Raw genomic sequence first — 11,796 nt, 5'->3', positions numbered from 1 at the left:
GGCACCGTGGGGGAATTTGCCTGCGCCGCCGCGAATTGCTCCTGGTACTTACGGATCGTCTTCCGGTCAACGCCCGTAATCCGGGCGATCTCCCGCTGACGTTTGCCCGCTGCGACGAGCGTGGCGATGGTTGTTTGCAGATGCGGCTTCAAGACATTCACTCCAACAACCCCTCTTCTTCATTCGAGGGGTGCAAGGTAACGTCCTGCCAGACCGCGCCAGCATCATGCTCCGCGTGTCTCTAGGTGGGGGATTTTGAGGTGCCCACAGGTGGGGGAATTTGCCCGCCCATCGGGGACACCGATCCACGCGATCTGGCAAAAGACGCGACACCTTCAGCCGAAAGTCAAAGTGGCTGTCGATGAATTGGCGCAACTCGCAGCGCTCGAAACATCGGTGTTCCGACCTTGATGGCGCGAGCCGCCGGTGCGGTATTTCCGCCCGGGCCTGCTCGACGTGCTGCGAAGCGCTTCGGTTCGAAAGGCTCATGAAAATCCTGTGAAAGTATATGGAAATGCAAATCGTTTTCATTTGCATTGTTGTTGACGTAGTCTGATCAGGTCGGTACGATGCGCCGCTGATGAACGGCGGGCGAACCAGAACAACCACGCCCGCCGCCGGCATTGAATCAGCAAAGGGCGGAACGCATGGCGGCGTCCCGATACAGCCTTATGACTTCGGACTGGAAGAGGTTATGAACCGGATGTCACGAGCGGCAACGCGATCCAGCACGCATGCAGCTGAGCCGCTAACCGTGATCGCGCAAGATGGCGAATCTGGCTTGCGTGGCTTCTCACAACGGGAGGCCGGGACCGAGCGGGGCCGCTACGATGGCGTTGCGCGATTTTTCCACTGGACATTTGCTGTCTGGATTATTTACGCCAGCGTAGCGGGCTACTCGCTCACACGGATCGCCAATGGACCCGTGCACAATTTCCTGTCGCAGCTGAACATGTCGATAGGAACGGTGCTGATCGTGCTTTTTCCGCTTCGGGTGGGTTGGAAGCTGGTCCGGATTGCGCCACCTGCGCTGCCCAATGTGTCGGTCGAACAGCATTTGCTGGCACGCGTCGTACACGTCGTGATTTACGTCACGATTTTTGCTGTGCTTGCGAGTGGTTTCTTGATGGTTCCGAATGGCTATGCGTTGTTCGGTCTGGTTGAAATTCACACTCCGTTCCAGAAAGGTCCGCTAACCGACGAATTGTTCGCGGTGCATCGCGCAAGTTGCGCATTGCTGGTTGGACTGGTCATGTTGCACGTGGCGGCGGTCATCAAGCACCAGCTGATCTCGCGTAACGACGTGCTGCGAAGGATGCTTTAAATACTGCCCTTCGTTTCCGGCGACGATAAGTGCTGGCGCCGTGCAGTCGAGTCTGCTCGCGAGAAGCGGGAGCACGATTGATCCAGCGTGCGGTCTCCGCGAATAGCGGCGCAGTCCGAAACATTCGATGCGCTCAGATCTGCCGGCGGGCTGCCGCCCAATGCAGGCCTGGATGGCTCAGGCGACATAGCGTCGGCCTATCAGTGACATTGCCAGAATCACATTCAACGCGTTGACGGTCTGCAATATATTGAGTGTGCAGTAGTGGTGCTCGAGTAGCCAGGCCACTCGAGAAGACGCGTGCGACGTGACCACCTACCGGCTGGGTCATTGTCATCACCAATACAAGTCAACCGTCGACAGTGTGCTCGCCGGTTTGCGCGCCCGGCACCTTCAACGATGATGATCTTTGCAAACTTGCGCGCATAACGTCCGTTCGCTGTGTCCTCTTCAGGAGGTGTCCATGTCGAATGAAGCGAAGTGTCCGTTCAATCATGCCGCCGGGGGCGGAACGACAAACCGTGACTGGTGGCCAAAACAGTTGCGTGTCGATCTGCTAAACCAGCACTCCAGCAGGTCCAATCCGCTCGATAGGGAGTTCAGCTACGCCGAGGCTTTCAAGCGCCTCGATCTCGCCGCAGTCAAGAAGGATCTCGCGGCACTCATGACCGACTCGCAGGAATGGTGGCCCGCCGACTTTGGCCACTACGGTCCACTTTTTATCCGCATGGCATGGCATAGCGCCGGCACCTATCGCATCGGCGACGGCCGCGGCGGCGGCGGGCGTGGCCAGCAGCGTTTCGCCCCGCTCAACAGCTGGCCCGACAACGTGAGCCTCGACAAGGCGCGGCGCCTGCTCTGGCCGGTCAAGCAGAAGTACGGTCAGAATATTTCCTGGGCCGACCTGCTGATTCTCGCCGGCAACGTCGCGCTCGAAAGCATGGGCTTCAAGACCTTCGGTTTCGCGGGTGGCCGCGAGGACACCTGGGAGCCGGACCAGGACGTGTACTGGGGCAACGAGAAAACCTGGCTGGGCGGCGACGTGCGCTATGGCAAGGCCGCCGCCGGTAATGAAGACGAAGGGGTGATCGTCGCCGACGAAGAACTGCACGGCAGTGAACACAGCCGCACGGACAGCGGGCGCAAACTCGAGAATCCGCTTGGCGCGGTGCAGATGGGCCTGATCTACGTGAATCCCGAAGGACCGGACGGCAATCCCGATCCGGTTGCGGCGGCGCACGATATTCGCGACACCTTCGGGCGCATGGCGATGAACGACGAGGAAACCGTCGCGTTGATTGCGGGCGGACACACCTTCGGCAAGACACACGGCGCCGGCCCTGCCGACAACGTGGGCCCCGAGCCCGAAGCCGCTGGTCTTGAAAACATGGGCCTTGGATGGAAAAGCAGCTTCCATAGCGGAGTGGGTGGGGACACGATCACGAGCGGGCTGGAAGTGACCTGGACCAGCACACCTACGCAATGGGGCATGGGCTTCTTTCAGAACCTGTTCGGCCACGAATGGGAACTCACGAAGAGTCCGGCGGGCGCGAACCAGTGGGTCGCGAAAGATGGTGGCGAAACCATTCCGCATGCGCATGACCCTTCGAAGAAGATTCGCCCGACCATGCTGACCACGGACCTGTCGCTGCGTCTGGATCCGGTCTATGAAAAGATTTCGCGCCACTTCATGGCGCATCCCGACGCGTTCGCAGACGCCTTCGCTCGCGCCTGGTTCAAGCTGACGCATCGCGACATGGGCCCGCGCGCACGCTACCTCGGGCCGGAAGTGCCGAAGGAAGAGCTGATCTGGCAGGACCCGATTCCGGCCGTCAATCACCCGCTCGTGAGCGAGCAGGACGTCGCCGCGCTCAAGCAGAAGATCGCGGATTCAGGGCTCTCTGTTGCGGAGCTGGTTACGACGGCATGGGCGTCGGCATCCACGTTCCGCGGGTCGGACAAGCGCGGCGGCGCCAACGGCGCGCGCATTCGCTTTGCGCCGCAGAAGGACTGGGCGGTCAATCAGCCCGATCAGCTCGGCAAAGTGCTGAAGGTGCTGGAGGGCATTCAGGCCGAGTTCAACGGCGCGGCGGCGGGCGGCAAGAAGATCTCGCTGGCCGACCTCATCGTGCTGGCGGGTGGCGTGGGCATCGAGCAGGCGGCGCGCAAGGGCGGCCACGAAGTGAGTGTGCCGTTCGCACCGGGCCGCATGGACGCGTTGCAGGAGCAAACCGACGTGGTGTCGGTGGCGGTGCTCGAACCGCTCGCCGATGGCTTCCGCAACTACCTCCAGCGCAAGTTCCCCGCGCCGGCCGAAGCGTTGCTGATCGACAAGGCGCAGTTGCTCACGCTCACCGCGCCGGAAATGACGGTGTTGATTGGCGGCTTGCGCGTGCTGGGTTGCCAGGCGGGCAAGGAAGCTCACGGTGTGTTCACCGATCGTCCGGGCACGCTAACGAATGACTTCTTCCGCAACCTGCTCGACATGAACACGCAGTGGCAGCCGCTTTCCGAAGCCAACGACGTGTTTCAGGGCAGCGACCGCAAGACCGGCAAGCCGAAATGGAAGGGAACCCGCGTGGATCTCATCTTTGGTTCGCACTCCGTATTGCGTGCACTGAGCGAAGTGTATGCGAGTGACGACGCACAGGAGAAGTTTCTGCACGACTTCGTCGCTGCGTGGGTCAAGGTGATGAATCTCGATCGCTTCGATCTTGCGTGATTGAGGCTGCATCCCGGCTGGACGTTTTATGCCGGGATGCAGCAAATGTGCATTGGCTTAACGGGTATCGCTCGGCACAGCGATCGGGTTGTCTGCAGCGCCCGCAACCAGGCTTTGATAACGGACACCTACGCCAAAGCCCAATCCGGCGATCGCGCCCGCATGCCAGGTCGAGTCCGCCCACAGCGAAGCCATCTGCCGACGGTCGCAGATCGGTAGCCGTGGGGCATCCCGTGCAATGGTAGGAGGATTTCTGAATCGGGGCTTGCACGTGCAAACTGAAACACGAGGTTGCGCTTGCAATCGCCATGGCGTTGCTGGGCGTCGCGCTGGCGACCAACCTCACTCCGTCACATGCCTGGCCGCCAGACCTGAACATGGGGGGACATACGGGTTCCGTGGCGAGAATCGTCAGTGTTCATGCCAATAACTGCTACGTAGATGATATCCAACGATCCGATGTCCGAGCAACGGCGTGATCGAGCAGACCGGCAGCCACCGGCACAGCTTTTATTGCCTAGAATTGGTTAAGCTGGTCTACGCCTAACTGGCGACGTGTCATAGCGTCGCCTGATCGCATCTTGTGCCGTCATGGAACTCATCGCGGTGAACGGTCTTCGGAAGATCTACGGGACGAGCGGCGCCTCGGTGACTGCGTTACAGGACATCCACTTCGCGATCGAAAAGGAACAATTCGTTGCGATCGTGGGACCGTCGGGCTGCGGGAAGTCCACACTCCTAAAGATTCTGATCGGGCTAATCCCGGCCTCGCAGGGCGAGGCGCGACTGAGCGGCATTGCGATCGCCGGACCGCGCCGGGACATTGGCGTCGTCTTCCAGTCACCTGTGCTGTTTCCATGGCGAACGGTGCTAGATAACGTCCTGCTTCCCGTCGATGTGCAGCGACTTGGCCGCGACAAGCTTATGGCGCGCGCGATGAATCTGCTTTCCCTCGTGGGTCTCCACGGCTTTGAGAAGCGCTATCCACGGGAGTTGTCCGGCGGCATGCAGCAGCGCGTGGCCATCGTGCGAGCGCTTGTTCATGATCCCACCATCCTGTTCATGGATGAGCCATTTGGTGCGCTCGATGCGATGACCCGGGAGCAGATGAACATGCAGTTGCAGCACATATGGCTCGAGCGGAAGGAGACCGTACTCTTCATCACGCACTCTATCCCGGAGGCGGTCTTTCTCGCAGACCGCGTGCTGGTGATGACGCCGCGCCCCGGACATATCGTCGACGACGTCGTCATCGACCTCGCGAGGCCACGCAATCTCGATGTCATGACAACGCCTGACTTTGGCCGGCATGTGAAACGAATTCGGGATCATTTCAAAACCGTGGGCGACCTCTCAGTATGAGTCGGCCGCCGAGGTCACTGTTGCGCCTGCTTCTCGTCCTCCTCGTGCTCGCGACGTGGGAAGGCGCCGTTCGCCTCTTCGAAGTCTCTGCCTATATCGTGCCGGCGCCGTCGAAAATCGTCGTCGCCCTGTATCACGGCGTTGCATCGATGCTCTACATTCGCCACCTCTGGATCACTCTCGTCGAGACGCTGCTCGGCTTCACTGCCGGTTCCATCGTGGCGCTCGTTCTCGGCACGCTCATCGCCTTGAGCCGGCGTTGTGAGTATTTTCTTTATCCCTTCATCCTCATGTTTCAGGCGATGCCAAAGGTGGCGTTGGCCCCACTCATCATTATCTGGCTTGGCCTCGGACTCGAATCGAAGGTCGCCCAGGCTGCCCTGACAGCCTTCTTTCCACTCATGGTCAACACGATCGCCGGCCTTCGGTCTGCGGACGAAGACCGCGTCGCACTTTTGCGCTCGCTTGACGCCTCGGAGATGCAGATCTTCTGGATGCTGCGCATGCCGGGAGCAATGCCCTACATTTTTGCGGGCTTCGAGATTGCCATGATGCTGTCGCTTATTGGCGCAATTGTGGCGGAGTTTGTCGGTGCACAGAAAGGGCTCGGCGTGCTACTGATGAGCATGACGTTCACGATGGACGCCGCGGGTCAGTTCTCGGTTCTTTTTGTTCTTTCCCTGCTGGGGCTGCTTCTCCACACCACCATCGTCATCATCCGGAGGCGGCTGCTTTTCTGGGACAGGTCGCAGGGCGGGGGGCCGGAAGTGCCGGACGGGGGAGAAATCCGATGAAACGCTTCTACCTGTTTGTAGCAATCGCATATTTATCTGGCGCTGCCGGATTAGATGCTACAGCACAGACCACCGTGCGAGTCGGCTGGTGCGCACGCACTATCACCACTGCCGCGGCCCCGTTCGCCGTTGCCATGAAGATGGGCTGGTACCCGCGGGATGGCATCAAGGTTGAGCTGGTGCCGGCGGCGGGTACGGACTGCGTGAAGCTTGTGGTGACGAAAATCATTCCCTACGCACTTTCTCCTGTCGAACCGCTCGCGATTATCCGTTCGCAAGGGGTGAAGGCGAGGATTTTCTACACCGCCTACCAGGGAAACATTTTCGGAATCGCGGTGCCTCAGAGTAGCACCATCAATAAACTCGCGGACTTGAAGCAGAAGACCATCGGCGTCGTGGCGATGAGTTCGACTGGAGCGCTTCTCGCACGGGCTCTCGCAGCCAGCGCGGGGCTTGATCCCGATCGCGACATCAGCATCGTCGTGGCGGGCGAAGGGGCGCAAACGGCAGCGCTGCTTCGCTCAGGCCAGATCGACGCGCTGAGCCAGTTCGACACTCAATATGCGCTGGTTGAGAATGCAGGAGTCAAGCTCCGACTTCTCTCAAGCGGCGAGGTCGAGCACTTTCCGTCAAACGGCTTCCTGGCTCTCGAAGAGACCTTGCGAACCAGCCACAGCCAGGCGATAGCACTCGCTCGCGGTTACGCCAAGGGTACCGTCTTCACCCTGGCCAACCCGGAGGCGGCGATACGCATTCTGTGGGAGGTCTACCCGGAGACCAGGCCGACTGGCGTTGACGAGGCGACGGCGCTTCGAGAAGGGATGCGGACACTTCAAGCACGCATGGCGAACTTGAAGCTCGAAAAATCCGGTGTGTCCAGGTGGGGAGAGAGTTCCGAGAAAAGCTTCTCGGCGTATTCGGACTTCATGCAGAGGTGGGGCGTGACCCAGGTAAAAGTCCCGGCAAACGAACTCATCACGAACGACCTGATCGACGAGATCAACAACTTCAGTCAGGACAATATCATTGCCATGGCGAAAGCCTACAAGAACAAGTGAGACATGGTGTGCGCACCGGCGGCCGCAGGGCGATTTTGCCACCGCCCGTTGCCGAAACCTGTTGGGCGCAATCGCCTGAAAACAGGCCGCCGCATTCTTGCGGGATGCTGCGGCCGCAAGGGGCATGCTGGGCGGCTCGTGAGCATTGCGGAGTCGCTCATGCAACCCGCCGAGCTGGCCCAAGCGACGCAAGGCTCCGCCCAGATCCGAATTTGCAAGGCAAACACAGCCGCGGGTGTCACTTTGTGCGCCCTCTAGTCACGCACGATGGCGTGCGGATCGATGGTGTAGGGATGCACGGGATTGTTGGGACCAATCTCGGCAGCGACGCGCGACAGCCAGGCAGCGAGTGCACGGTAGGCTGGCAGGTCGATACCGACATCGCCTGCGAGGTGGGTGTATGCGTAGATCGATATGTCGGCAATGGACAGGCAATCTCCGACCAGGAAGGTTGCATCCGTCAGGGATCGATCGAGGGCTCGCAGCGCCTTCGTGGCGGTCTCCTGTTTGTCTGGGACCATCGCTGCATTACGCTTTAACCGCCCCGTCAATGTCCAGAAACGCAAGGAGCCGATGACCGGTTCGATGTAGTACTGCTCGAAGCTGAGCCATTGAGCAACCTTGGCGCGCCCGAAGCGGTCAGAAGGCAGGAAGGCGGTTCCATCAGCCAGAAACTGAAGGATCGCGCTCGATTCGGACAGAGCGCGGCCGTCTTCCAGTTCGAGCGCCGGCACGGCGCCTGAGGGGTTGAGCTTGAGGAAGGCGTCGGTCTGCCCGGCTCCGTCGAAAATGGGGACTTCTTGGGTCTCGTAGGGAATGCCGAGAAGGCGAAGCAGAACCCGGATCTTCCAGGCGTTCTGGGAGGGCAGATAATCGTATAAGCGCAGCATGTCGACTCCTGAGTGCGGAAGCCCAACTATGACTGATGTGGCCCGCGCTCAACACTCCAGATATTGCGCTTAAATTCATCGGGTAACGATGTCATCGAAGTCCCCCACGACAGCCCCTTGAGTTGAGCCTACGTGTGACCGCTGCTGCTGCAGTAACGGCTACTCAACGCGGGGCACTGACTGTAAGCACGGAAGCCTATTGTGCGTTTTCGTTGAAATCGTCATTGTTGCGTCCGTCGTTGTGCTCCTGCTCATCCCCCGACTCGAACCTGGAGTTTCCCTTGTCGTCGACACAGATCTTTTTTTCGGACTTCCTGACCTGACCATTGTTTTTGCCCGTGACCTTATCTACGAGATCGACCACATCACAGTTCGTGGAACCAGTGCTCCCGGAGGCTCCAGAGCCCGTTCCCCCGGAAGTCCCACTGCCGGACCCTCCCGAGTTGCCGGGGTTGGATTCGACAACGTAGGTATCCTCGACAGTCCCGACCACCGTCTGTTGTGTCATATCTGAGAACTCGGTGCCGGTGCCAAGCACCCCCGAACTTCCCACTGGCGCAGAGGCCGGAATGGGATCGACCTGGGTGATCACATCGACTGACCCATCATCATTGATCTGACCGACTTCAGCCGCCGTATTGGGGTTGGTGAAGACCTCTTTTGTCTCTGTAACCGTAATCGGCGTACCGTTCTCCACTACGGTGTCGGTGATGGTCTCTTTGGTTTCAAGGACAGTAGTGCCATCAAACGTCGCGAGAACAGGAGCGGAGTCTGCCAGCGTCCCCGATCCGGTGACTGCAATGTTGTCTATCGTGCCAGAGACGGAGAAGCTTGCCGTGTCGCCGTTATCGACCTCATTGGCGATAGCGGCCTGCAACGGCACCGACACAGGTTGTGCGGATGTTGTACTTGCATTGTTATTGCCGCCCCCACAGCCGCCAAGCAGTATCGAGGAAGCCAGGGCCACCATGGCGCGTCGCGTGGCCAACGCCTGCCGTGCGAGCTCGCCGCAAGGCTCAACGGATGCCGCCCACACGGGATAGCAGTGTCGCGTTGCACGGGAAACGGCGCGTGCAGTTACGAGAGGATGACGTTTCATAACGACCTCCCCAGTGGCCATTCGGGATTGATTTCGATTGAAACGACGACGCCACTTATAAGTTAGTGGGCTGGACGTGCTCGTTCTATCGGACTTAGGTCCGATATGGTTTGCTCCGCCATATCAAGGGCTAGTGTGCGTGTCGTCCGGTGGAGGCTGACCGACCCTGAAGGAGACAGACGTGATGCCCCGATTCAGTCATTCACGCGGGCCACAGCGATTTAATTGAATGATTCATTTACGCGCATCCGATGCTTCGAGGGCGTGTTGCGATAGGAAACGTTTCATCTTTCGGGCGCTGTAATCGGATAGTACGAGGCCCTTTACCGACGCCTTCCGAGGTTCACGGCCGAGGTCCTGTCCAAATCCGACGTTGGCTTCACGATGAGAGGATTTCGTAATTAGGCCGACCTACGATATGAACGCCGAGTCCTTGGCAAACGAGCAGGCAGGGACTCGCCTTTGTGATCTCGCCTCTGATGCTTCGACCGGCTCGTCTGCGCAGCGGAGTCCCTGACGTGGACGCTGGCTCGACCGGAGGCCGCTTGAACGCAGCGATGGTCTATCCATCGGCTCAGGAGAAGCACCATGCCCGAATCTTCGCAACTCGACATCGACCGAACCAATCCGGGCCGGTGGACGGTCACCTTCAGCAACCCGCCGATCAACATGTTTGTGCCTGCAACGATCGACGAGTTTGGCATGCTAATGACCGACCTTGAGGCGGACCCGACGGTGAAAGTCATACTGTTTCAGTCGGCGAATCCCGATTTTTTCGTTGCCCATCTCGACGTAGCCAAGGCAGCCGAACGGCCGGAGGTGTTGGGCCTTTGGCGCGACTGCGTGCTGCGTCTTTCGTCAGCGCCGGTCGTGAGCATCGCCAAGATTCGCGGCCGCACGCGCGGCATCGGGAACGAGTTCGTGCTGGCCTGCGACATGCGCTTCGCCAGCCGACAATATGCGATATTCGGCAATCCGGAAGTTGGCGTCGGCCTGGTACCGGCCGGTGGAGCGCTGGAATGGCTTCCGCGCGTGGTCGGCCGCTCGCGGGCGCTTGAGATTGCCCTCAGCGCCGACGATTTCGACGCCGACATCGCCGAACGCTATGGCTGGGTAAATCGCACGCTGGACGATGCGGACCTCGACTCCTTTGTCGAAACGCTTGTCCGACGTCTGGCCTCATTCGACCGTGAAACGCTCGGCGCGGCGAAAGCTCAAATCAATCGATTCGGAATGCCAACGGCTGCCGAACTCCAGTCGAGCATCGACCTTTTCTTCCCGGCGCTGGCCTCGCCAAGTGGCCAGGCCCGTCGCGCCAAGCTCCGGAACCTGGCCTACGGCGTGCCGAGCGACTTCGAAATGAACTTCGGCCGATATCTGCCTACGCTTGGGCAGGCGGGCGACGATGACACAGAGCGGCCGCTCAAAGGCGCGCCGAAGGGTTGAGCCTCTGCGCGTAATTCATGCCAACCACGCGAGCAGAAGCATACGCGCCCAGAGCTCAAATGCACAAACACGATCAACGAAGACGACTGCCCTCCCGAAAGATTTTCTTTACCTCCTGAAAAGATTAAAGCAGTTGTGGCGAGCGACTGCATAGCCAACAATCCCCGCTTCATGCGCCCTGATGTTCCCGTCTACCTGGAGCGGGCGCGCGTATCTGGCTTCGTTACGAGACTGACCGCGCGAGGCCACAACGTTTTCGATGTAGCCGGGGTTTAGCAGGCTAGTGCGTATTCTTCGCAGGAGATGTCTATGAGCAGCAATGTCCGTGTTATGCCATGGCAGGACGGGGACTCAGTCCCCGACGAGTTGGTTGCCGCCATGCGCGCGCGTCGGCCAAACGGTGAACTTATCGGTATTGATCGGGTGCTCTTGAAGAGCGTCCCACTCGCAACGGGCTGGAATGAGCTCCTTCGCAGGGTTCGGGCCGAATTCGCTCTCGAACTGGAGTATCGCGAACTGATCATGCTTCGGGTGGCGGTTCTCAATGGTGCCGAATTCGAATGGGGCGTGCACTACCCGGCCTATCTGGCGGCAGGCGGTACTCATGAGAAAAGCGAGGCGGTCAAGGCGCTCGTGGTTGACGGCATGTTGTTCAGCGCAACCGAGTTGGCCCTGATTAAACTCACCGACCAGTCTACCCGTGAGGTGACGGTCGACACCCACGTCATCGAGGACCTAAAGGCGCGTCTGGGCGAGTCGAAGACGGTGGAGGCAGTCGCCACCGTCGCTGCGTACAACATGGTTTAGAGGTGGCCGCGCAAAATCGGACAGCGGGATAAGTGGAACGACCGGGGCCTGAGCCAGCGATAATGCAGGCAAAGGAACCGAGAAAATGACGAAACGAACCCGACGCACGCACTCAGCGGCGTTCAAAGCGAAAGTGGCCCTGGCGGCAGTCAAGGGCGAGCGCACGCTCGCCGAACTGGCGCAGCAGTTCGATGTGCATCCGAACCAGATCACGGAATGGAAGCGGCAGTTGCAGGAGCGCGCGGCCGACGTGTTCGGTGCGGCCGGCCCGGTGTCGAGCGAGCCACCGGTAGA

Annotated in this window: 11 protein-coding genes; 8 read left to right on the top strand and 3 right to left on the bottom strand. The window is 59.9% G+C overall.

From position 1 onward, the window contains the following. A partial coding sequence (locus tag E1N52_RS42135; protein ID WP_246089378.1) for a helix-turn-helix domain-containing protein occupies positions 1-161 on the bottom strand: 161 nt, incomplete at its 3' end. A gap of 419 nt (positions 162-580) precedes the next feature. Here E1N52_RS42135 and E1N52_RS42120 point away from each other — a divergent pair. The 5 genes from E1N52_RS42120 (at position 581) to E1N52_RS42095 (ending at position 7,260) form a co-directional block, all read left to right on the top strand. Next, on the top strand, positions 581-1,324 hold the full coding sequence (locus tag E1N52_RS42120) for a cytochrome b (RefSeq protein ID WP_133190933.1): 744 nt from the start codon (positions 581-583) through the stop codon (positions 1,322-1,324). 463 nt (positions 1,325-1,787) lie between these two features. Next, positions 1,788-4,046, top strand: a complete 2,259-nt coding sequence (gene katG / locus E1N52_RS42115; RefSeq protein ID WP_133190931.1) for a catalase/peroxidase HPI — start codon at positions 1,788-1,790, stop codon at positions 4,044-4,046. A gap of 591 nt (positions 4,047-4,637) precedes the next feature. Next, the gene (locus E1N52_RS42105; RefSeq protein ID WP_133190927.1) at positions 4,638-5,408 is read left to right on the top strand and encodes an ABC transporter ATP-binding protein; all 771 of its coding nucleotides are present in this window, start codon (positions 4,638-4,640) and stop codon (positions 5,406-5,408) included. Positions 5,409-5,428: 20 nt separating this feature from the next. Continuing rightward, the gene (locus E1N52_RS42100; RefSeq protein ID WP_205965767.1) at positions 5,429-6,202 is read left to right on the top strand and encodes an ABC transporter permease; all 774 of its coding nucleotides are present in this window, start codon (positions 5,429-5,431) and stop codon (positions 6,200-6,202) included. Continuing rightward, entirely contained in the window at positions 6,199-7,260 is a 1,062-nt protein-coding gene (locus E1N52_RS42095) for an ABC transporter substrate-binding protein (protein ID WP_133190923.1), read from the top strand. The genes E1N52_RS42100 and E1N52_RS42095 overlap by 4 nt, the downstream gene beginning before the upstream one ends. Positions 7,261-7,514: 254 nt before the next feature. On the opposite strand, the gene E1N52_RS42090 is transcribed toward E1N52_RS42095, so the two are convergent. Next, complete coding sequence (locus tag E1N52_RS42090; RefSeq protein ID WP_133190921.1) at positions 7,515-8,150, bottom strand: glutathione S-transferase family protein; 636 nt, start codon at positions 8,148-8,150, stop codon at positions 7,515-7,517. A gap of 196 nt (positions 8,151-8,346) precedes the next feature. After that, positions 8,347-9,120 (bottom strand): hypothetical protein, encoded by a 774-nt coding sequence (locus E1N52_RS42085; RefSeq protein WP_133190919.1) that lies wholly within the window; start codon positions 9,118-9,120, stop codon positions 8,347-8,349. Between the two features lie 717 nt (positions 9,121-9,837). On the opposite strand from E1N52_RS42085, the gene E1N52_RS42080 reads away from it, so the two are divergent. From E1N52_RS42080 to E1N52_RS42070, 3 genes are all read left to right on the top strand, one after another. Then, positions 9,838-10,695, top strand: a complete 858-nt coding sequence (locus tag E1N52_RS42080; protein ID WP_133190917.1) for an enoyl-CoA hydratase/isomerase family protein — start codon at positions 9,838-9,840, stop codon at positions 10,693-10,695. A 309-nt stretch (positions 10,696-11,004) separates the two neighbouring features. Beyond that, positions 11,005-11,502, top strand: coding sequence for a carboxymuconolactone decarboxylase family protein (locus E1N52_RS42075; protein ID WP_205965766.1), 498 nt, complete (start codon positions 11,005-11,007; stop codon positions 11,500-11,502). A gap of 85 nt (positions 11,503-11,587) precedes the next feature. Beyond that, the coding region (locus tag E1N52_RS42070) for a transposase (RefSeq protein WP_133189477.1) at positions 11,588-11,796 on the top strand (209 nt) is incomplete at its 3' end.

The sequence above is a fragment of the Paraburkholderia guartelaensis genome, assembly GCF_004353905.1.
GTDB classification, from domain to species: Bacteria; Pseudomonadota; Gammaproteobacteria; order Burkholderiales; family Burkholderiaceae; genus Paraburkholderia; species Paraburkholderia guartelaensis.
Note: the sequence above shows the minus strand (reverse complement) of the source record. Positions and strands in the feature narration are given on the sequence as shown.